This is a genomic window from Brachybacterium sp. GU-2 (genome assembly GCF_030866705.2).
Classification (GTDB): Bacteria; Actinomycetota; Actinomycetes; order Actinomycetales; family Dermabacteraceae; genus Brachybacterium; species Brachybacterium conglomeratum.
The window spans coordinates 2927795-2949288 of record NZ_CP133037.2 but is presented as its reverse complement, the minus strand read 5'-3'; the positions used below and the strand labels follow the sequence as shown (position 1 = coordinate 2949288).

Below are 21494 nucleotides of genomic sequence, written 5' to 3'. Positions count from 1 at the left end.
TCAGATGTCCTCCTCGTCGCTCGTGCGGTCGCGGATCTCGTGGCGCAGCGCCACGGCCTCCCCGCGGCGGTGCTCGCGGCGGCGGCGCGCGGTCTCGCGCAGCGAGTCGGCGTCGCCCTCGTCGGCCTCCGTCGCGTCCTGGGGGACGTCCTCGGCGCTGGTGAGGTCCGAGCCCAGCGGGTCGTCGTCCTCGTCGTCCAGCCCCTGGGACTGGGCGAGCGCGCCGCGCCGCGCCTCCTCGCTGAGAGCCTGCGACCAGGGCAGGCGCTCCGCGTCCTCGCTGCGACGCCGACGACGGCGCAGCACGCGCCGGTCCTCGACGTCGTCGGGGACCTCGTCGTGGCCGAACAGCTGCCAGGCCCGGTACGCGAGCGCCATGCCGAAGGCGGTGATGCCCAGCGAGATCACGATCGCGGTGAGCACCATCGCGAAGGGCAGCGGATCGGTCATCTGCTCGGGGTCGCCGCTGCCCTCGAAGGGCGGGGTCCCGATCGGTCCGGCGGCGACGATGAACAGGAGGTTCACGCCGTTCCCGGCGAGGACGAAGCCGAGCACGATGCGGGTCAGGGTGCGCTCGAGCACGAGATAGATGCCGCAGGCGATGAGCACCCCGGCGGTCAGGAGGAGGGCGAGGCTAACGGGCATCGGCATCGGCCTCCTGCTGCTGGTCGATCTGGGCGCCGAGGGAGCGCAGGAAGTCGAGCATCACTCCGACCACCACGAGGTACACCCCGAGGTCGAACAGCAGCGCTGTCGGGAATTCCAGCTCGCCCAGCAGCGGCACGTGCACCACGGGCGTCGCCTGGGAGAAGACGTTGGCGCCGAAGAGGAGGGGCAGCACCCCGGAGATCACCGCGAGCGCCATGCCGGTGCCGAGCACGAAGCCGGCCTGGACCGGGGCGGCCTCGGTGAGCTCGTAGCGCCCCCCGGCGAGATAGCGCACCGCGAGGGCCAGGCCCGCGACGAGGCCTCCGGCGAATCCGCCGCCGGGCAGGTTGTGCCCGGCCATCAGCAGGTACACGGAGAACATCATCATCATCGGGAAGGCGATGCGGGTGATGACCTCCAGGATCACCATCCGCCGCTCGGGCGCGAGGGTCAGCCCGGCCGAGAGCCAGGTGCGCCAGCGGTTGCCGCCCGCGACGTCATCGGGGCGCGCATCGAAGTCGAGCGCGTTCTGCGGCAGGGCCGGGTCCGCGCGACGGCGCCAGATCGAGGTGCGCGAGGCGTCGACGTCGCGCACGCGGGCGATGGGCCGCTCGCGCCGGGTCACGAAGATCAGCGAGGCGACGCCGGTGGCGACCACGAGCAGCACGGAGATCTCGCCCATCGTGTCCCAGACGCGGGCGTCGACCAGGGTCACGTTGACGACGTTGTGGCCGCCGCCGATCTCGTAGGCCGGCTCGATCAGGCCCGGGCCGAGGGCCTCCCGGTAGCGGGCGTCGGCGGCGTACAGGGCGCCGCCGCACAGCACGAGCGCGGTCGAGATCGCGATCGCCCATCGGCCCCAGGCGCCGATGCGCAGCGGCCGGCGCGAGAAGTGCAGCGGCAGGCGGCGCAGGACGAGCACGAGCACGACGGTCATCGCGGTCTCGACCAGCACCTGGGTGGTGGCGACGTCGGGAGCGCCCGCGATCAGGAAGAGCACGGCCACGCTGTAGCCGGTGACGGTGATCAGGAAGACCGCCCGCAGACGGCGCCGGGAGCGCGCGGCGCCGATCGCCGCGAGCGCCGCGACGGGCAGGACGATCAGCTCGACCGGGTGCTGGAAGAGCACCAGGTTGTCCGGCAGCGGCGACTGGGTCAGCGCGACCGGGGCCACCAGCGCCAGCAGCACCACGAGCATCGTGCCCAGGGTGTAGGGCAGCGAGCCCCGCTGGAACAGGGGCGTGATGATGATCGAGAGCTTGTCGACCGTGCGCAGGATCCGGCGGAAGCCTCGCTCGGCGTCGAGCACGTCGAGCGCCGGCTCGGGTGCCCAGGCCAGCGGGGAGACCGCCTTCTGGAGCAGCGCCACGGGCCGCGGGATCAAGCACAGGACGATGCCGAGGCCGAGGGTGATCACCGAGGCGAGCAGCGGAACTCCCAGGTGCGGGACGACCACGAGGTGGATCCCCTCCCCCGTCTCCGGGAGCACCGAGGCGTAGGTGCGAAGCATCTCCTCCAGCGGCGAGGTCAGCACGATCAGGGCGAGGGACGCCGCGGTGATCAGCGCGGGCGCGAGCAAATACAGCGGGGTGATGCGCACGGCGGCGACGCGGGGGGCGCCGGGCGCCGGGCCGAAGGCACCGCGCACGAAGCGCCAGGAATAGGCGACGGTGAGGACGGATCCGGCGACCAGCGCGATCAGGAGCAGGCGCTGCCAGCCGCCCGCGTACCAGAGCGCCGAATAGATCGACTCCTTGGCGACGAAGCCGTACAGCGGCGGGACCGCGGCCATCGAGGCGGCCGAGAGCGTGCCGATCACCGCGAGGACGGGCGCGACCCGGCCCACGCCGGAGAGGATGCGCAGGTCGCGGGTGCCGAACCGCTTGTCGATGATGCCCACGACCATGAACAGCGGCGCCTTGAACAGCGCATGGGCGATCAGCATCGCGAGCCCCGCGAGCACCGCGTCGTGCGTAGCCAGACCCGAGACCGCGGCGAGGAAGCCGAGCTGGGAGACGGTGCCGTAGGCGAGCAGCAGCTTGATGTCCGTCTGCCGCAGCGCGCGCCAGCCGCCCAGCAGCATCGTCGCCGCGCCGAGCACCGACAGGACGACCGTGATCACCTCGAGGTGGGTCAGCGCCGGCGCCATGCGGAGGATCAGGTAGATGCCCGCCTTCACCATCGCCGCGGCGTGCAGGTAGGCGGAGACCGGGGTCGGGGCGGCCATCGCGCCGGGGAGCCAGAAGTGGGTCGGCACGAGCGCGGACTTGCTGGTCGCGCCCGCGAGCATGAGCACCATGGCGGTGATCAGGAAGGGGCCGGCATCGGCCCACATCGGATCCGCGACGATCTCGGACAGGCGCAGGGTCCCCGCCTCGGCGGCGACCATCAGCATGCCCACCAGCATCGCCAGGCCGCCGGCGGTGGTGGAGATCAGGGCGTTCAGCGCCGCACGGCGGGAGGCCTGCTTGTCCTGGTAGTGGCCCACCAGCAGATAGGAGAAGACGGTGGTGAGCTCCCAGAAGGTGTAGACCACCATGACGTCGTCGGCCAGGACCAGACCCACCATCGCGCCGGCGAAGGCGGTGAGCACGCCGGCGAAGCGGCCCAGCCCAGGCTCGGAGTCCTTGAAGTAGCGCGCGCAGTACAGCAGCACCATCGCCCCGATGCCGGTGGCGATCAGGCCGAGCACCCAGCTGAGGGTGTCCAGGCGGAAGGCGAGGTCGATCCCGAAGGCGGGGATCCAGGGGACGGACACCTCGACCGGCGCGTCCCCGAGGGTGCGCGGATCGAAGGTCGCCAGCCACACGGCGGAGGCGGCGGGCACCACGGCCAGGGGGTAGAACGCGCTGCGCCCGATCCAGCGGACGAGAAGAGGAGCCACGAGCGCCGCCACCATGTGGGCGAGCAGCATCGTGAACACGGAATCTCCGTCCGGCGCGGGGAAAGGGCCAGGTGCCATCCTACGCGAAGGGGCCGTCTCGTTCCTGGGGCTCCGCTGATCTCACAGCAGGCGGGGCCCGCAGCGCGGGGCTCGGCGCTCCGTAGAGTGTGGTCATGATCTCGCCCCGACGGCTCCGTCCCCCGGTCGTCCCCTTCGCACTGTGGGACGGCGGCATGTCCGCCTTCAGCTCCGTCATCCTCACCTTCGTCTTCGCCACCTACGTGGCCAGCGGCGTCGCTTCCGAGGGCGCGGTCGGCGAGGAGGCGATCACCGCCGCGCAGGCCCATGGCTCCCAGGTGCTGACCACCTGGCAGTCGATCGGCGCGGTCGCCGTCGCGCTGCTCGCCCCGCTGCTGGGCAACCTCGCCGACTCCGGCGGCGCCCGCAACGCCCTGCTGCGGATCACGACGCTCGCCACCGTGGCGACCGTCGCGCTGATGCCGCTGGTGAAGCTCGACTCCGACTACCTCACCCTCGGGGCGGTGCTGATCGCGCTCGCGGTCGTGTTCAGCGAGCTCGCGGGCGTGTTCGTGAACTCGGTGCTGCCGGAGATCTCCACCCCCGCGAACCGGGGACGGGTCTCGGGGACCGCCTGGGCGGTCGGCTACTGGGGCTCGATCGTGTGCCTCGGCCTGGTGCTGGTGCTCTTCGTGATGCCCGGGACGGGGATGCTCGGCATCACCGGCGAGGACGGCTGGAACTACCGGGCGATCCCCCTGTTCGTGGCGCTGTGGATCCTGGTCGGGACGCTCCCGCTGATGCTGCGCGCCCCGCGCCACGCGGCCACCGCGCCCGGCGAGCGCTGGAACCCCTGGCAGGGCTACGCCTCGATCATCCGCCGCGTGCTCCGGGCGGTGAAGGAGGAGCCGGTGATGCTCCAGTACCTGGTCGCCTCCGCGATCTACCGCGACGGGCTCGGCGCCGTGTTCTCGATCGCGGGCGTCCTCGCCGCGAACGCCTACGGCTTCGGGGCGGTGGAGATCATCGTCTTCGGCATCGCCGCGAACCTCCTCGCCGGCGTCGGGGTGTTCCTCGGCGGGAGGGTCGACGACCGCGTCGGCCCCCGCCCCGTGATCATCGCCGGCTGCACCGGCATCATCGTGCTGGGCCTGGTGGTGCTCGCCTTCGAGCCGACGATCGTGTTCTGGGTCGCGGGCCTGGCGATCTGCCTGTTCGTCGGCCCCGTGCAGTCCGCCTCGCGGAACCTGCTCACCCGGCTGTCGCTCCCGGGCCGGGAGACGGAGAACTTCGGCCTCTACGCGACGACGGGCCGGGCGCTCGGGTTCCTCGGCACCGCGGCCTTCGCCGCGACCGTCGCGCTCTCCGGCGAGACCCGCACCGGGATCCTCGGGATCGTGATCGTGATGGCGCTGGGCCTGGTGGCGTTCCTGCCGATCCGGCTGGGAGCGGCGGGCCGCGCCGCCGCGGCCGCGCGCTCGGGAGCCTCGACAGCCTGACCTGGATCACACCCCCGACCGGGTTCAGCCGCCGGAGCGGGATCAGGCGAGGTCGGCGGGGTCCACCAGGAGGCCGTCGAGGTCCAGGACGTAGCCGCCGACGCTCTCGGCGATCAGCCCGGCGATCACCCCGATGCGCCGGTACGCCTCCTGCCAGCGCTCCGCGGTCGGGGCGTCCGGCGTCTCGATCGCGTCCTCCTCCGGGTTCGCGGTGACGTGGACCAGCTGGTAGTCCACGGCATCGCCCAGCCATTCGAGGGCGCTGAGGGCGACGGGGCGGGCGCTGCGTCCCACCCGCACCTCGATCACGTCGCCGCCGGGCAGCGGCGCGGTGAGCCCGTAGCCGGTGCGGGAGGCCTCCTCGGGGGCGCGGTCCAGCTCCGCCTCCGGCTCGAGCGGCGCGAGCAGCTGGGCGAGGGACTCCGGCGCGAGGGCGTGAGGGCTCGTGACCGTCAGGTCCCGCACGTGGTACGGATGCGGCTCGAGGCGGACGTGGCCGTCGGTGACGACAGCGCCGTACAGACGCCGTGCGAGCGCCCAGGCCAGGTCGAGGCTCTCCCGCTCCACGCCGAAGGGCAGCCCCTCGGGGAAGGCGCGGCCGTAGCCGTGGGAGTCGACCATGCCCTCGGGCACGGGGTCCTCGCGCACCCGCGGGGTCTCCAGGGTCCAGCGGCCCGCGCCGCGCGGCGTCCGGTCGGGGACCAGACGGACGTCGTCCCCGATCGCGATCGCCCCGTCCTCGTCCTCCCGGGCGGTGGGGCGGACGTTGAGGATCATCGTGAGCACCTCGGCGGGGTCGGTGTCCCGCGGCAGCTGCAGACGATGGCTGGTGCGGACCGGCTCGGTCACTGCTGCTCCTCCTGGAGGGGGATCCGGGTGCGATGGAAGTTCTGCGCCGAGCGGGAGGGCGTGGGCCCGCGCTGGCCGAGATAGCGGTTGAGGTTCCCGGCGCTGCCGTAGGGGTTCTGCGACGGGCTGGAGAGGCGGAAGAAGCACAGCTGGCCGATCTTCATGCCGGGCCACAGCGCCACCGGGAGGGTCGCCATGTTCGACAGCTCCAGGGTGATGTGCCCGTCGAAGCCGGGGTCGATGAACCCGGCGGTCGAATGGGTCAGCAGCCCCAGCCGGCCCAGCGAGCTCTTGCCCTCCAGCCGGGCGGCGACGTCGCCTGGAAGAGTGATCTGCTCGTAGGTCGAGGCGAGCACGAACTCCCCCGGGTGCAGCATGTACGCCTCGTCGGGATCGACGGCGACCTCGCGCGTGAGGTCCGCCTGCTCGATCGAGGGATCGATCAGGGCGTGCTTGTGGTTGTCGAAGAGGCGGAAGAAGCGGTCGATCCGCACGTCCACGGAGGCGGGCTGGATCATCGCCTCGTCGAAGGGGGACAGCCGCACCCGTCCGGCCTCGATCTCGGCCCGGATGTCTCGATCGCTCAGCAGCACGGCGACCAGACTAGCCCCCCACCGGCGCAGTGCGTGAGCTCGTCCCGAATCGTCCCGGTTCGCGGACCACTCCGGAGAGGGGGTATGCTGTCTCCCGTTCGCTCGGACAGCAGGCCTCCTGCACCGACCGGGCACCGTGTCGCGGGTGTAGTTCAATGGTAGAACTTCAGCTTCCCAAGCTGACAGCGCGGGTTCGATTCCCGTCACCCGCTCTCGCGACCAGAGCCGCGATCTCCGTCCCCGGAGGTCGCGGCTCCGTCATGTCCGGGGTCAGGTCCAGGATCACGTCCGAGTGGGCCCGCGCCCTCCTCCCGCCTCGCCCCCCCCGCCGCGGCGTGACGCGTTCCGATCCCCGCCGCGCAGGGGTCTGCGGCTTGCGGGTTCTGTCGAACGTCCCGGTGAGTGTAAGAATGCGGCATGCCCAAGATCATCGGAGGGTCGCTCGAGGAGCACCGCGAACGCACGCGGGAGAAGATCTTCGCCGCCCTGGCCGAGCTGCTGGAGACCCAGGAGTTCGAGACCATCACCTTCTCCCGCATCGCGGCCGCGGCCGGCGTGGGCCGCACCGCGATGTACAACCACTTCCCCGACCGCGAGACGCTCCTGATCGAGTACGCGATCCACGAGACGACGGACTACATCACCCAGCTGCGGGCCGGGGTCAGCGACTCGGCGACCCCGCGCGAGGCGGTCATCGCCTACGTGCGCACCCAGCTGGAGCTCACCGTCTCCTTCCACGTCCCGCAGGCCGCGGGCCGGGCCGCCCTCACCCCCGACGCGGCCGCGCGGATGCGCGAGCACGTGGTGCTGATCGAGGAGGTGCTCAGCACGATCGTGGAGGCCGGGATCGCGGCGGGCGACTTCTCCGCCGACCTCGACGTGACCGGCACCGTCCGGATCATCAACGGCCTGCTCGTCGGCTCCTCCGCGAAGCGCTACCCGCGCGAGGCGCTCGAGCGCTTCGTGCTGCAGGGGCTCGGCGCGACCGTCTGAGCGCGCCGACGCCTCAGCCCCTGCCCTTGCGCTTCCTGCGGGTGGACCGGGCGGTGACGGTGGCCTCGTGACGGTCCTCCTCGTCGACCTCCCAGTCCATCGCGTCCAGGGAGTCCTCCGGGGTCTCCTCCGCGGTGCGGGAGAAGAGCGGGCGGGACAGCTCCTCGTGCTCGTCCTCGAGGTCCACCTCGGGCGCGGTGGCGGTGATGACCCAGCAGGTCAGCGCGATGATGATCGCGACCACGGCGATGCCCCAGCGGAGATAGGCACTGGTGCCGTCGGTGCTCATCCCCACCACGGCGCTCACCGCGAGCGCGGAGAGCAGCGAGGCGGTCAGCGCCAGCGGCAGCGCCACCGAGCCGATCACGGAGCGCAGGATGCCGGTGAGCACCGCCCCGCCGAGCGCGCCGGAGTGCCCCCAGGAGCCGGGGCCGCCGTAGCGGCCGGAGCCGATCACCGCGGAGGCGCCGGCAAGGGTCGAGGCGGAGCCGAGGGTCCACAGCCCCAGGCCCGCCGCGGTCAGCACCACGCCGACGACGAGGCCCGGCAGCGCGGCCGGGCCGAGCCCGAAGCCGGCCACCACAGGGGCGAGCACCGCGACGACCACGGGGGTCAGCGCGGCCCGGCGCACCATCTCGGGCAGCTCGGGCAGTTCCGCGCCGTCACGGCCCTCGAGCATCGCCGCGCGGGTCTCCACGACCGCGTTCGCGCCGAGCCGGCGGGCGCCGTCCAGGAGCGAGGAGGTCATCAGCAGGACGGTCACGACGCCGAGGGCGACGCCGCCGAGCAGGGTGAGCGAGGCGGGGGTCGCCAGGTGCAGGGCCCGGTCCTCCCACACGGTCGCGGCGCGCGGGGCGAGCTGCAGCGCGGAGACGACGGGGCCGAGTGCGCCGAGGCCGATCAGCACCGCGGCGAGCAGCAGCGCGCCGAGCGGACCGGTCGCGATGCCGCCCGCGGCGCGGCGCGAGCCGCTCTCCGCCCCGGCGCGGTCCAGCAGCGTGGAGGCCAGCAGCGGCCCCGCATGGCCGGCGACCACGATCAGCGCGCCGAGGCCGGCGTGGACCGCGAGGGCCAGGGCGAGGGAGGGCACACCGGCGGCGAGCACGGAGAGCACGGCGGCGATGAGGACCACGAGGGCGAGCGCCCCGGCGGCGGTCAGCGCCGAGGAGCCCAGGCCCGCGGTGAGGCCGAGCGCCCCGCCGGTGCGGGAGGTGCGGGCGGCGCGCAGCACGGAGCCGCCCAGGCGATGGCCGGTGCCGCCCAGCAGCAGCACCGTCGCGAGCGCGGCGAGGGCACCGAGGCCCAGCGCCACGGCGACCACGACGTTCGGGGTGATGCCATAGAGGGCGAGCATGTCGAGGAAGGCGGAGGCGTACTGCGAGTCGTCCGTCTGGGAGATGAACTGGCTCAGGTCGCCGCCGAGCTCCTCGATCTGCGGCTCGAGCTGCTCGCGCGGCGTGTCGGTGCCGCCGGTGATCGCGGGATCGGTGAAGTTCTCGAGCCCGACGTCCTCGAAGCGGAGGTCCTTGTACTGCGAGGGGATCCACAGCGCCGCAGCGGCGACCGCGCCGGCGGCGCCGAGCACGGAGGGGATCAGCCCGCCCAGCTGCAGCGCACCGCGCTCGTGGCCCTCGCGGCCCGCATGGGGGACGACGGCGGAGACGCCCGCGGCGAGCAGCGCGGTGCCCAGCGCCAGCAGCGTGACGACGAAGCCCTCGGCCGCGAGGACGGGCACGCCGAGCAGCACGCCGAGGGCGGCGCCGGCGGTCGCGACGGCGACGAGGTCGGCGCCGAGGGCCCCGCCGCGGCGCACCATGCGGGCGCTGCGCAGGTGGGGGCCGCCGAGGTTGTCCTCGTCGTCGACGTCGAGCTCGTGCTCGTCGGTGCCGACCAGCACCGCGGCCGCGGCCGCGCCCGCCTCGACCGGGGCCGCGCTGGCCCGCACCACGAGGGCGGAGATCGCGGCGCCCGCGGCGAGGGCGATGAGCGCCGGCCCGGCCGTGGTCTGCAGGAACCACACCGCGATCACCACGGGCAGCGCGGCGAGCGCGAGCGCGCCGGCGACCGTGAGCGCCCCCAGACGCGGGAGCATCGCCCCGCGCCGCTCGGGATCGACGCCGAGCGCCGCGAGCTGGATCGCCAGGCCCCGCCAGGCCGCGAGCGGGCCGAGCGCGAGCCCGACCAGCAGCATCGCCGAGCGCAGGATGCGGTCGTCGGTCCCGCCGGGGGCCAGGTACACCACCACGGCGAGCGGCAGCCCCACCCACAGCAGGATCGAGGCGGAGGACAGCAGCGGCGCGCCGAGCCGCCGTCCGAGCGTCGGGTCCACCTCGGCGCTGTCCTCGTCGCGCCGCAGCCGGGTGGGCACGACCGCCCCGGCGACGAGCGCGGCCACGGCCAGAAGGCCGAGGACGAGCAGGGTGACGGCGAGATCGTCGCCGAGGGGGAATTGCGTGATCAGATCCACGGGTCGGCTTCAGCTTCCGTCGGCGTCAGAGGTCAGGCGAGCAGGGAGAGGTCCAGATGATCCAGGCCGCCCTCGACGACGCGGATCGGGACCCCCCAGTCCTGCTGGTGCATGTGGCAGGCGGGGAACTCCACGGCCGGGTCCGCGTCGCAGGAGGCGGCGCGGGCGCTGACGTGGAGGACGCCCTCGGTGTACGCGGGGTCGAGGGTGACGGTGCGCTCGAGCGCGGTGTCCACCCCTCCCCCGGCCTTCAGCATCGAGGTGGGGGTGGTCGCGATCGTGACCTGCGTGGACGGTCCGAGGGAGTCGTCGAGCTTGTGCCCGGGCGGCGGCGTGAACAGCACGCGCACGGTGAGCGGGCCGGGACCCACCTCGGTCGCGGGCCGCTCGGAGCGCTGGGCGCCCTCGTCGATCACGCGCTCAGCGGCCTTCGCGACAGGCACCCAGGTGATGCGGTGCGCGCCGGACTCGACGACGATCAGCTGGCCGATCCCGTCCACGGGCGGGCCGACGATCGCGTCGGAGGGCTCCTTGAGGTCGGTCGCGACGGTGACGACCTCGCCGGTCTCCTCGTCCAGGAGGCGGATCGCGCCGTTGTAGGTGTCGGCGATCGCGATGCGCCCGTCGGGCAGGGCGGTCACGCCGAGCGGGTGCTGGAGACGGGCCCGGTCGAGCGGTCCGTCCACATGGCCGAAGTCGAACAGGCCCTTGCCCACCAGGGTGCTGACCTGCATGGTCTGCGGGTCCAGGAGCCGCACCGCGGAGGACTCGGAGTCCGCGATCACGATCCGGCCGTCGGGCATCTCGTCGAGGCCCGAGGGCTGCGCCCACCAGGAGGTGACGGCGGGGCCGTCGACGAGGCCCTCCTGGGTGGTGCCCGCGAGGACCAGCAGGGCGCCGGTGACGGGGTCGTAGGTCCACAGCTGGTGGATCCCGGCCATGGCGATCACGGCCCGGTTCAGGGAGTGGCTCCAGGTGAGGCCCCAGGGGGTGGAGAGGCTGTAGGAGCGGGCATCGCCCTCGCCGCGCGGCAGCGGCTCGCCCTGCATCCACTGCTCGCCGGTGCCGGCGAGGGTGGTGACCTCGGTCGTGGTGCGGGAGCGCAGCAGGCGGTCCTGCCCGATCTTCACGCCGCGCAGGCGGTGCCCGGCGGTGTCGGCGACCAGGAGGTCGTAGCCCACCTCCTGGGCGACCTCGGCGGGCAGGGCGAGGACGCCGTTGGGCTCGGCGAACTGGGCGGTGTCCTCGTCGCCGTCGGCATGGCCGCGCTCCCCGGTGCCGATGATCGCGTCGACCGTCGCGCCGTCGGCCTGGAAGACGACCAGGCGGTGCTGGCCCGCGTCGGAGACCACCAGCCGGCCGTCGGGCAGGACGGCGAGCTTCGAGGGGAAGCGGAGGGTCTGCTCGGACCGCTCGGCGAGGACGGTCGGCGCGGGGCCGCGGCGCAGCGAGCCGTCGGCCTCGCCCTCGGCGACGAGCTCGGCGACCAGGCGGTCGAGGTTCGCGGCATGGCCCTCGCCGGAGAGGTTGCCGGCGATGCGGCCGTGGGTGTCCAGGACCATCAGGGTGGGCCAGGCGCGGGCGCCGTAGGCGCTCCAGGTCTCCAGCTCCGGATCGTCGATCACGGGGTGGGAGACCTCGTAGCGCTCGATGTTGGCCCGCAGCGCCTCGGGGTCCTTCTCGAACTCGAACTTCGGGGAGTGCACGCCGATGACGACGAGCTCATCGGCCCACTTCTCCTCGAGGGGGCGCAGCTCGTCCAGGACGTGCAGACAGTTCACGCAGCAGAACGTCCAGAAGTCCAGCAGCACGATCTTCCCGCGCAGCGTCTCGAGGTCCAGCTCGGCGCCGCCGGTGTTCAGCCAGCCGCGGCCGCGCAGCGGCGAGCCGTGGGCGCGGGAGGACAGGGGCGCGGAGGGGTCCGACGAAGTGGTCATGGGGTCCAGTGAACACCGGATCGACGCCCGGGGGCCAACTCGGGTGACAGCGCGGACATCCGCGCCGGATCACTCCCGGGTCACCAGGTCGCGATCCAGGCCCCGAGCTCGGGATCGGTGAGGGAGGTGAGGGCGAGGTCCGCGGGCGGGACGGGGTGCCCGGGGGCGGGGACCGCGATGAGGCGCAGCCCCGCGTCGCGGGCGGCGCGGGCACCGGTCCCGGAGTCCTCCAGGGCCAGACAGTCCTCGGGCCGCTGGCCCAGGGCGCGGGCCGCCGCGGCGTACATGTCGGGGGCCGGCTTGGGGTTCTCGACGGTGTCCGAGGCCTCCAGGACGGTGAAGTGCTCCCGCAGGCCGCCGGCGACGAGCTTGTGGTCCAGCGCCTCGAGCCAGGAGTTCGAGGCGCAGCCCAGCGGCACCCGGGCCGCCGCCGCCCGCAGCACCTCGGCCGCGCCGGGCAGGGTGCACACCCCGCCGGAGAGCTCGTGGTCGAACTCGCGGTGCAGGTCGGCGAGGACCTCTTCCACGGTGTGGCCGGAGCGGCGGGCGATCAGCTCGGCGGCGACCTCGATCGTCGAGCCGTGCAGCACGGCGTCGTCCTCGGGGGCCAGGACCGCGCCGCGTGCGGCGACGACCGTGTCCTGGGCGCGCTGCCACACCGACTCGGTGTCCAGCAGCAGGCCGTCGCAGTCGAAGACGACGGCGCGCGGGGTCCAGTCGCCGAAGGCGCGGGCGAAGCGGTCGGGCGAGGTGCTCACCGGCGGGCCTCCCAGCTCGAGATCCAGTCGGCGAGGACGGGGTCCTCGAGGGAGTCGAGCCGGCGCGGCGCGACGGGGTCCTGCCCGGGGATCGACGGCACCGCGATGAGCTGCATCCCGGCGGCGAGGGCGGCCCGGGCGCCGGTCTCCGAGTCCTCCAGCGCCAGGCAGTCGGCGGGGTCGGCGCCGAGCGCCGCAGCGGCGGCGAGGTAGAGGTCGGGGGCCGGCTTCCCGGCGGCGACGTCGTCGAGGGAGACCCGGGCGTCGAAGGCGCCCGCGAGGCCGAGCGCGTCGAGGGTCCGCTCGAGCAGGTCCCGGGGAGAGTTCGAGGCGACGGCGACGGGGCGCACCGCGGCGACCGCCCGGACGGTCCTGACCACCCCGGGCAGCGGCACGAGCGGCTCCTCCAGGCGCTCCTGGTGGGCGGCCATCAGCTCCGCCCCGGCGCGGTGCGGGTCCTTGCCGATGGCCTCGGCGATCGTGGTGACCACGACCTCGATCGGCCGGCCGGTCAGGGCGCGGCGCACCTCCGGGGCGAGGGAGGCGCCGTGGTCGGCGAGATAGTCCTCCTGCAGCGCGAGCCAGCGCCCCTCGGTGTCCACCAGCAGTCCGTCGCAGTCCATCACCACGGCGGCCGGGGACCACGCGGGCGGCCACGTCTCCAGCGGGGAGGGTGCCAGGAGGGCGCCGGGGTCGCTCGCATCGCTCATGGGCCCAGCCTAACGATCACCGCGGCCCCGGCGTCCAGCGAGCTCCCGCCCGCGGAGCGGCCGCTCAGGCCGACACCGCCGCGAGCCCCTGCTCCAGGTCGGCGAGGATGTCGTCGATGTGCTCGATGCCCACGGAGAGGCGCACGAAGCCGGGGGCGACGCCGGCGGCGCGCAGCTCCTCCTCGGTCAGCTGCGAGTGGGTGGTCGAGGCGGGGTGGATGACGAGGCTGCGCACGTCGCCGATGTTCGCCACGTGCGAGTGGAGGGTGAGGGCGTCGACGAAGCGGCGCCCGGCCTCGAGGCCGCCGGGCAGCTCGAAGCCGAGCACGCTGCCGGAGCCCTGCGGGAGATAGCGCTGTGCCCGCTCGTGGTGCGGGGAGGAGGGCAGGGAGGCCCAGGTGACCGTGCCCACCCGCTCGTCGGCCTCGAGGAAGTCGGCGACGCGGCGGGTGTTCTCCAGGTGGCGCTCCATCCGCAGCGGCAGCGTCTCGAGGCCCTGCCCGATGAGGAAGGCGTTGAACGGGGAGACGGCCGGGCCCAGGTCGCGCAGCAGGTTGGTGCGGGCGCGGGTCGCGAAGGGGCCGGGCACGCCGGCGAAGACGAGGCCGTTGTAGGACTCGTCGGGCTCGGTGAACTGGGGGTACTTCTCGGCGTGGGCGGTGAAGTCGAAGCTGCCGCCGTCCACGATCGCGCCGGCGATCGAGGTGCCGTGCCCGCCGAGGAACTTGGTCGCCGAGTGGACGACCACGTCCGCGCCGTGCTCGAGAGGGCGCAGCAGGTACGGGGTCGCGACGGTGTTGTCGACGATCAGCGGGACGCCGACCTCGTGGGCGACGTCGGCGAGGGCGCGCAGGTCCGGGATGTCCTGCTGCGGGTTCGGGATCGACTCCACGAAGAAGGCGCGGGTGGTCCCGTCCGCGGCGGCGCGCCAGGAGGCGGGATCGGTCGGGTCCCCGACCCACTGCGGGGTGATGCCGAGGCGGGTGAGGGTGTGCTTGAAGAGGTTGAAGGAGCCGCCGTACAGGCTCGGGGAGACGGCGATCGAGTCGCCGGCCCCGGCGAGGTTCAGGATCGACAGCGTGATGGCGCTCTGCCCGGAGGCGAGCAGGAGCCCGGCCACGCCGCCCTCGAGCGCAGCGATGCGGTCCTCGACCGCGGCCTGGGTGGGGTTGGTGATGCGGGTGTAGATCGGGGCGGCCTCGGCGAGCGCGAAGCGGTCCGCGGCGGACTGCGCCGAGGGGAAGACGAAGCTGGTCGTCTGGTGGATGGGCAGGGCGCGCGAGCCCGCGTCCGTGTCGGGGGTCTGTCCGGCGTGGACGGCGAGGGTCTCGAACTTCTGGGGCTGGTGCGTCATGGCTGCGCTCCTCCTGGGCGTCGGGGGTTGCGCTCAGCCTGTCCGCCGCGCGCCGGCGGGGCGAGGACTGTGAACGTCTGTGTCGCCGAGCTCGAGCGGCTCCTCGGCGCGGACGGACGGCGGGCGCAGGGCTGATCACAGACGCATGGCGACCACGGCAGGGGCCGCGCCCCGGCGCCGTCGAGGGGATCACCCGCACAGCGCCGCGACCGCGGAGCGGATCCCGGCGGGGTCGCCGATCCGGCGGGGGTCCCGGGGGAAGTCCTCGAGCGCGGCGGCCGACGCCCGGGCGTCTGTCCCGGACAGCAGCGCGACCAGCGCGACGCGCACGCTGCCGCCCGCGTCCTCGAGCACCCGCGCCGCCTCCTCGGGCTCGGCGCCGCTGGCTTGGACGAGCATCCGCACTGTGCGGGCGACGAGCTTCTCGTTCGTGGGCCGCACCTGGATCATCAGGTTCCCGAAGGTGGTCCCGAGTCGGACCATCGTCGCGGTGGAGAGGGCGTTGAGGGTGAGCTTCTGCGCGGTCCCGGCCTTCATGCGGGTGGAGCCGGTGACCACCTCGGGGCCGACGTCGAGGAGGATCGCATGGTCCGCGAGCGGGGCGAGCGGCGCGGCGGGGTTCGCGGAGATCAGCGCGGTGGGCATCCCCGCGGCGCGGGCGGCCTCGAGCGCACCGGCCACGAAGGGGGTGCGGCCGCTCGCGGCGAGGCCGATCACCACATCGCCCTCGCGGCACTGCTCGCGCACCAGCTGCGCGCCCTGCGCGGCGGAGTCCTCGGCGCCCTCGACCGCGGTGAGGAAGGCGCCGGGCCCGCCCGCGAGATGGGCGGTGACCATCGACTCGTCGGCGTCGAAGGTCGGGGCGAGCTCGACCGCGTCCAGCACCGCGAGCCGGCCCGAGGTCCCGGCCCCGAGGTAGTGGACGGTGCCGCCGTCCGCGATCGCCGCCACGCACGTCTCCACCAGCGCCGCGATCTCGGCGGACCGCGCCTGGACCGCCGCGGCGACGGTCGCGTCCTCGCCGAGGATCACGTCGACCATCCCGCGGGCGTCGAGGGTGTCCAGCTCGGCGCTGGCGGGATTGCGCTCCTCGGTGGGCGAGGCGAGCCCCACCAGGTCGTCGTCGAGGTGGCTCGGGTCCCTGCGGGGGTTGCTCACGTGGTCTCCAATGATCGGTGGGCGTCGCACGGGACAGCGTAGGACAGGCGGGGCGGGCCCTACGATGTGGGGACGCTCGACGGGGAACGCTGGAGGAGGGAGCCGTATGCGCCAGCACCTGGTGCTCGCCGGGGATGTCGGGGGGACGCGTTCGCGGCTGGTCGCCGCGTCGGTGGGCGGCGGGCTCCTCGCGCAGGTCGAGGGGCCGGGAGCGAACCTCCGCTCCTCGGGACCGGAGGCCTTCGACACGCTCGCGGCCACGATCGCCGAGGTGCTCGAGCAGGCGCGGCACGCGCTGCGCACCGCCGACGCGGGCGCCGACGACGACACCTCCGACGGTCCGGCCGGCCCGCTCGCCGACGACCCGGCCGAGGTCGCGGCGGTCGCGCTCGGGATCTCCGGGGCGGGGCCGGCGCGTGCGGCGGAGGTCCGCGCCGCGGTCGGCGAGCGCCTCGGCCCGCTCGGGATCCCCGCCGAGCGCCTCCTGGTCACCGACGACCTGCACACCGCCTTCCTCTCCGGAGGGGTGGGCGACGACGGCCTGCTGGTGCTCGCCGGGACCGGCGCGGTCGCGGTCCGCTTCCGCGACCGCGAGGCGATCGCCCGCCGCGACGGGATGGGCTGGCTGCTGGGCGATGTCGGCTCCGCGGTGTGGCTGGGGCGGCGCACGCTCGAGGCGGTCGCCGCGGACCTCGACGGACGCGGCCCCCGCACCCTGCTGACGGAGGAGGTCGGCGCCGCGCTGGGCCTGGACCTGCGCGAGGGGCTCCGCCCGCCCTCCCCCACCGGCGACCCGCGCCAGGACCTGATCCGCGCGCTCGACGAGCACCTGCCCGCCGGGGCGCCGGCGGCGCTGGGACGCTTCGCGCCGCTGCCCGCCCGGGTGCGGGACGATCCGGTCGCCCGCGGCATCCTCTCCGCCGTGATCGAGCACGTGCTGGACACGGTTCAGGCGCTGGACCCGGAGGCGGTGCTGCCCGTCGTGCTCGCAGGCTCGGTGCTCACCGGTCCGGGCCCGATCCATGACGAGGTGACGGCCTCGCTGCAGGACCGTCGCCGCTCCGTGAGCCCCGCGCCCGACGGGCTGCCGGGTGCGCTGCTGCTCGCACGCGAGCTCGTGGGCCGGATCGCCGGCTGATCTCCACGGCGCGGTGCAGATCCAGGCCTCCGCGGGCGCCGCGGACCTCAGCCCGCTCACGGCCACCGCACGTCGCCTGGTGCGCCACCAGGTGGTCCTCGCCTATGTCATGACGACGATCATCACGACGCTCGGCGTCTCCGCGGTGATCACCGCGGTCGCCTGAACCGCCCCCGCGCGGAGACTAGGATGGCGGGCGTCAGCAGGCCGTCCACCCGGAAGAAGGCTCCTTTCGATGCCCGAGCTCCACGACCAGATCCCCACCCGTGAGAAGGTGCTGATCATCGGCGCCGGCCCCGCCGGACTCGCCGCCGCGGCGTCGCTGAAGGCGCTCGAGGTGCCCTTCGACATCGTGGACCGCGCCGACCACGTCGGCGGCATCTGGGACCCCGAGCGGGAGGACTCCCCGATCTGGCCGACGATGGAGATGATCTCCTCGCGCGAGCAGACCCAGTACGAGGACCTCCTGCAGCCGGTCTCCTTCCCCGAGTTCCCCACCCCCGCGCACATGGCGAAGTACCTGCGCGCCTACGCCTCCCGCCACGGGATCACCGACCACTTCCGCCCGCGCACCGCCGTGCGCGCCGCACGCCCCTTCGGGGAGGGCGTGTGGGAGGTGGAGCTCTCCACCGGCGAGATCGGGATCTACCGCGCAGTGATCTCCGCGCACGGCATCTCGCAGCGCCCCCACCGCCCCGACTGGGCCGCCGACGTCCCGAGCACGGTGCAGGTCGTGCACTCCTCGGAGTGGACCGGCGCCGACGGTCTCGAGGGCAGGCGGGTGCTGGTCGTCGGCTCGGGCCAGTCCGCCGCGGACATCGCGGTCGACGCCGCCCGTCGCGCGCTCGAGGTGCGCTGGTCGATGCGCACCGGCCACTGGGTGGTGCCGCGCCGCATCGCCGGGATCCCCGGCGACGTCGCCTCCGCGCGCGAGCCCGCGATGCTCGGCGGGCTGAACGCGAGGATCGCGGAGACCGTGGTGCGACGCACCGTCGGCGACCCGGTCGAGGCCGGTCTGCCCCGCCCGGCGCAGCCCCTGCTCGAGGACCGCGTGATCGTCTCCGACGACCTGCTGCAGCGGGTCCGCGAGGGGCGCATCACCCCCGCCGGCGACGTCCAGGGCGTCGACGCCGAGGGCGTGGTCACGCACGCCCGCGGCCGCGACGCCTTCGGCACCGACACCTACCGCGCGGACCTGATCGTGCTGGCCACCGGCTACGAGACGGGGGCCGACCACCTCCCCGAGGACCTCGTGCCCCGCACCGCGAGCGGCGAGAGCGACCTCTTCCTCGGCGCCTTCGCCCGCGGCCGCGACGACCTCGTGATCCTGGGCCAGCAGCGGGTCTCCGGCGGCGTGCTGCCGCTCCTCGTCGAGCAGGCCGACATCGCCGCCTACATGCTCGCCGCGACCCGTGACGGCGGCACCTCCCCCGCGCTCGAGCAGTTCCGTCGCGTGCGCGGCGGCGCCGAGGCCGCGATCCCGGCCCGTCCCGCCCCCGCCTCCGGCGGTCTGCGCGGCCGGCTCGAGACCGCCGTCGGCACCCGCCGCGTCACCCCGCGCGAGGTCCCCTCCGGCGCCGGCGCCGAGGAGGGCCTGGTCCCAGCCGTGGACCGCGAGACCCAGCTCGCGCGGCTCCGTTCGGTGCGCAGCCTCTTCGGCTGAGCGGTCCCCGGGGCCGACGCCCCGCCGCACGCTCCGACGAAGGGGCCCGCGCCGCTGCGCGGGCCCCTTCCTCGTGCGGTCAGCCGCGGCGCCCGCGGTTCCGCAGCGCCGCCCCGCCGGCCACGAGCGCGATGAGCACCACGACGACGAGCACGAGCGTGCCCGCGGACTGCTGATCGGCGAGCGCGTCGGCCCGCCAGGTGCGGCCGGTCGCGCCGAACCAGCTCGCCGCCAGCAGCCTCTCCGTGCTGCGCAGCGCGATCCCCCCGGCAGCGCCCAGCAGCAGCGGGACCGCCGCGACCCAGGCCCGACGCGGCGCGGGCGCGAGCCTCACGGCGAGCGCGATCAGCGCACCGGCGGCGAGAGCCAGCAGCTGCAGCGCGAGATGGGCGGCGTGGCTGTCCAGGGCGGCGCGGAGCAGCGGCGGGCTGATGTAGCAGGCGGCGAGCAGCAGCGGCCCGGCCGCGGCGAGCAGCGCCGCGAGCGGCCAGCGCCCCTCGATCAGGGTGCGCAGACGCGGCGGGATCGTCATCGCGCAGCCCAGCAGCACCCCGGCGGGCACGAGCAGCAGCACGTGCTGGAGGACGTGGGCGGAGACGAGCACCTTGCCGTACACGTTCAGAGGGCCCGAGGTCAGCAGCACGAGCGCGGCGGCACCGAGCAGGAGCTGCAGGCTGCGTCCACGCGGACGCGGCGGGGCGCTCGGCCTCCACCACAGCAGCAGCAGGACGCAGGCGAGCGCCGCCCCGAAGGGGTCCGGGCGCCACTGCCCGAGCACGGTGACGAGGTCCGGGGCGGGAGGCAGGGGGTAGCCGGTGAGCGTGCCGGCGGTGCCCGCCGGCGGGGTGCCCTCCTCCGCGGGCGGCGGGGAGGAGCTCATCGCCGCGGCGAGCGCGACGGCGAGCCCCATCAGCGCCAGCTCGAGCAGGGCGAGGCGCCGGTAGGTCCCCAGCGCCCGGCGCCCCTCGGAGTCCGTGCCGAGCCCGGTGGCGAGCTGGCGGCGCTGGAGCGCGCCGAGCAGGCCCAGGAGCAGCAGCACCACGGCCTTGCCGAGCCCGATCTGCACGTACGCGCTGGTGAGGAGCTCCGCGGGGGTGTTCATGCGCACCACGAGCGCGAGCACCCCGCTCAGCGCCAGGGCGATCCAGCAGATCAGCGCGAGATGGGAGTAGCCGCGCAGCACGCGCACGTCGTCGCGGCTGCGATCGGTGAGCACCTGCAGCACGGCGAGGCCGCCCAGCCAGATCCCCACCGCCAGCAGGTGCACGAGCATCGTGGAGGTGGCGATCTCGTGGGTCTCGTCGCCCGCGGCGTGCCCGGTCATCGCGGCGGAGAAGGCGACGACGGAGGAGAGGACCGCGACGGCGCGGGCGAGAGAGGCGGAGGTGCCGAGCACGGCGACGGTGGTGGTCGCCGCGGCGGCCAGCAGCCCGCACAGGAGCCAGACGCCGAGCTCCGTCGCGAGGAACACCCCGAGGTCGGAGCCGAAGCGCGGCGAGCCGACGGGCTGCCCGGTCGCGATCGCGTACGAGAAGGCGAGGGAGGCGCCGCGGGCGAGGGTGGTGGCCGCGGCGGCGCCCGCGACGATGCCGAGGGCGCGGGTGCGGTCGGCCTCCTCGCGCAGGAGCCAGCCCGCCACCACGGCGCCGCCGAGGGTCAGTGCGGCGGCGAGGTCGGCGAGGGTCGCGGCGACCGGGGCGCCGATCCGGGCGACGGGGCCCGCATCCAGCAGCACGAGGTTGTCGCCGCCGGCGGCGTCGGCCGCGAGCACGGCGAGCAGGCTCAGCACCGCGAGGGCGGGCAGGAGGGCGAGGAGGGTGCGGCGCAGCGTCATGAGGCGATCACCAGTCCCACCCAGAGGGCGCCCATGCCGGTGCCGACGCTGAGCATCAGGTAGGCCAGCGCGATCGAGTAGGCGCCGCGGCGGGCGAGCACGACGATGTCGTGCGCGGCGGTGGAGAGCGTGGAGAGCCCGCCGCAGAAGCCGCCGCCGAGCAGCACGTAGAACACGCCGCCCGCACCGGTGGCGGAGCCGAGCCGCGCCACGACGATGCCGAGCAGGAAGCAGGCCGCGACGTTGACCAGGAAGGTCAGCCAGGGCACGAACCGCTCCCCGTTCTCGATGCCGCGGGCGGCGATCATGCGGGTGCCGGCGGTCTGCACGCCCCAGCGGGCGACCGCCCCGAGGCCGCCGCCCACGCAGACCACGGCCAGGCTGAGGACGAGCTGCAGTGCCGTCATGCCGCCCCTCCGTCCGTCGCCTCGAGCCCCCGGGCGCCGAGGCGGTTGCCCAGCAGCAGGCCGAGGACGACCGCGCCGAGGCACAGCGCGAGGGTCAGCGCGGCGTACAGCAGGGCCAGCAGCGGGAAGTCCGCGCCGATCATCGCCGAGCCCTCGAGCACCACGGTGGACATGGTGGTGAAGCCGCCGCACAGCCCGGTGCCCAGCAGCGGGCGCATCCACGGCCGCCCCTCGCGCACCTCGAGCACGCCGTTGAGCGCGCCGAGCCCGAGGGAGCCCAGCACGTTGACGGTGAGGGTCGTCCACGGCATCTCGACCAGCGTGGGGGTGGTCACGGCGGGGTCGAGCACGGTCAGCAGGAAGCGGAGCATCGCCCCGAGCGCTCCGCCGGCGGCGACGAGCAGGGCGATCCGCCAGCTCGCCGGCGCCGGACGGACCGGGCCCGAGACGAGGGTCTCGGAGTCGGCGACGACCACGTCGCGCAGGGCCGCCATCTCGACGGTGTGCATGCGGGGGTCGTCGCGCCGCGGCGGCGGGGAAGCGGGCGGGCTCGAGGTCACCGCACAAGGGTACTAAGGAGCGAT

The 21494-nt window shown here is 74.5% G+C and carries 18 protein-coding genes and 1 tRNA gene; 6 read left to right on the top strand and 13 right to left on the bottom strand.

The features are described 5' to 3' along the window. Complete coding sequence (locus RBL05_RS13335) at positions 1-651, bottom strand: Na(+)/H(+) antiporter subunit C (RefSeq protein WP_308739061.1); 651 nt, start codon at positions 649-651, stop codon at positions 1-3. Next, the gene (locus RBL05_RS13330) at positions 635-3562 is read right to left on the bottom strand and encodes a Na+/H+ antiporter subunit A (protein WP_308741170.1); all 2928 of its coding nucleotides are present in this window, start codon (positions 3560-3562) and stop codon (positions 635-637) included. The genes RBL05_RS13335 and RBL05_RS13330 overlap by 17 nt, the downstream gene beginning before the upstream one ends. Positions 3563-3705: 143 nt before the next feature. Between RBL05_RS13330 and RBL05_RS13325 the strand changes: the two genes are divergently transcribed. Beyond that, positions 3706-5049, top strand: a complete 1344-nt coding sequence (locus RBL05_RS13325; protein WP_308739062.1) for an MFS transporter — start codon at positions 3706-3708, stop codon at positions 5047-5049. A 42-nt stretch (positions 5050-5091) separates the two neighbouring features. Here RBL05_RS13325 and RBL05_RS13320 read toward each other — a convergent pair whose 3' ends face one another. Beyond that, positions 5092-5898 (bottom strand): hypothetical protein, encoded by an 807-nt coding sequence (locus RBL05_RS13320; RefSeq protein ID WP_263311090.1) that lies wholly within the window; start codon positions 5896-5898, stop codon positions 5092-5094. Further along, positions 5895-6491: a dCTP deaminase gene (gene dcd / locus RBL05_RS13315; protein ID WP_010550549.1), complete on the bottom strand. Its 597-nt coding sequence runs from the start codon at positions 6489-6491 to the stop codon at positions 5895-5897. The genes RBL05_RS13320 and dcd overlap by 4 nt, the downstream gene beginning before the upstream one ends. A gap of 141 nt (positions 6492-6632) precedes the next feature. On the opposite strand from dcd, the gene RBL05_RS13310 reads away from it, so the two are divergent. Together RBL05_RS13310 and RBL05_RS13305 are read left to right on the top strand one after the other, a co-directional pair. Continuing rightward, a tRNA-Gly gene (locus RBL05_RS13310) sits at positions 6633-6703 on the top strand. 205 nt (positions 6704-6908) lie between these two features. After that, the gene (locus RBL05_RS13305; protein ID WP_259814374.1) at positions 6909-7484 is read left to right on the top strand and encodes a TetR/AcrR family transcriptional regulator; all 576 of its coding nucleotides are present in this window, start codon (positions 6909-6911) and stop codon (positions 7482-7484) included. Positions 7485-7497: 13 nt separating this feature from the next. Here the strand turns inward: RBL05_RS13305 and RBL05_RS13300 are convergent, their stop codons facing one another. The 6 genes from RBL05_RS13300 to RBL05_RS13275 all read right to left on the bottom strand — a co-directional run bounded on the left by RBL05_RS13300 (position 7498) and on the right by RBL05_RS13275 (position 15868). Further along, complete coding sequence (locus RBL05_RS13300) at positions 7498-9951, bottom strand: pyrophosphatase (protein WP_308739063.1); 2454 nt, start codon at positions 9949-9951, stop codon at positions 7498-7500. Positions 9952-9983: 32 nt separating this feature from the next. Beyond that, positions 9984-11888, bottom strand: coding sequence for an NHL domain-containing thioredoxin family protein (locus tag RBL05_RS13295; protein WP_308739064.1), 1905 nt, complete (start codon positions 11886-11888; stop codon positions 9984-9986). 80 nt (positions 11889-11968) lie between these two features. Continuing rightward, positions 11969-12646: an HAD family hydrolase gene (locus tag RBL05_RS13290; RefSeq protein ID WP_308739065.1), complete on the bottom strand. Its 678-nt coding sequence runs from the start codon at positions 12644-12646 to the stop codon at positions 11969-11971. Beyond that, positions 12643-13356: an HAD family hydrolase gene (locus RBL05_RS13285; protein ID WP_308739066.1), complete on the bottom strand. Its 714-nt coding sequence runs from the start codon at positions 13354-13356 to the stop codon at positions 12643-12645. Before RBL05_RS13285 ends, RBL05_RS13290 begins: the two co-directional genes overlap by 4 nt. Positions 13357-13420: 64 nt before the next feature. After that, positions 13421-14710, bottom strand: a complete 1290-nt coding sequence (locus tag RBL05_RS13280) for an O-acetylhomoserine aminocarboxypropyltransferase/cysteine synthase family protein (RefSeq protein WP_308739067.1) — start codon at positions 14708-14710, stop codon at positions 13421-13423. Between the two features lie 189 nt (positions 14711-14899). After that, positions 14900-15868 (bottom strand): N-acetylmuramic acid 6-phosphate etherase, encoded by a 969-nt coding sequence (locus tag RBL05_RS13275; RefSeq protein ID WP_308739068.1) that lies wholly within the window; start codon positions 15866-15868, stop codon positions 14900-14902. Positions 15869-15974: 106 nt separating this feature from the next. Between RBL05_RS13275 and RBL05_RS13270 the strand changes: the two genes are divergently transcribed. The 3 genes from RBL05_RS13270 (at position 15975) to RBL05_RS13260 (ending at position 18669) form a co-directional block, all read left to right on the top strand. Continuing rightward, positions 15975-17006: an N-acetylglucosamine kinase gene (locus tag RBL05_RS13270; RefSeq protein WP_308739069.1), complete on the top strand. Its 1032-nt coding sequence runs from the start codon at positions 15975-15977 to the stop codon at positions 17004-17006. Positions 17007-17019: 13 nt separating this feature from the next. Then, positions 17020-17172, top strand: a complete 153-nt coding sequence (locus RBL05_RS13265; protein ID WP_263311099.1) for a hypothetical protein — start codon at positions 17020-17022, stop codon at positions 17170-17172. A 69-nt stretch (positions 17173-17241) separates the two neighbouring features. Further along, entirely contained in the window at positions 17242-18669 is a 1428-nt protein-coding gene (locus tag RBL05_RS13260; protein ID WP_308739070.1) for a flavin-containing monooxygenase, read from the top strand. Between the two features lie 79 nt (positions 18670-18748). On the opposite strand, the gene RBL05_RS13255 is transcribed toward RBL05_RS13260, so the two are convergent. From RBL05_RS13255 to RBL05_RS13245, 3 genes are read right to left on the bottom strand one after another with little or no spacing between them, the layout of a single operon-like run. Next, positions 18749-20503 carry a cytochrome c oxidase assembly protein gene (locus RBL05_RS13255; RefSeq protein ID WP_318603724.1) on the bottom strand — a complete coding sequence of 585 codons (1755 nt, stop codon included), beginning with the start codon at positions 20501-20503 and terminating at the stop codon, positions 18749-18751. Next, positions 20500-20910, bottom strand: a complete 411-nt coding sequence (locus RBL05_RS13250) for a fluoride efflux transporter FluC (RefSeq protein ID WP_263311102.1) — start codon at positions 20908-20910, stop codon at positions 20500-20502. Before RBL05_RS13250 ends, RBL05_RS13255 begins: the two co-directional genes overlap by 4 nt. Further along, entirely contained in the window at positions 20907-21470 is a 564-nt protein-coding gene (locus RBL05_RS13245) for a FluC/FEX family fluoride channel (protein ID WP_263311103.1), read from the bottom strand. Before RBL05_RS13245 ends, RBL05_RS13250 begins: the two co-directional genes overlap by 4 nt. Positions 21471-21494 lie beyond the last annotated feature (24 nt).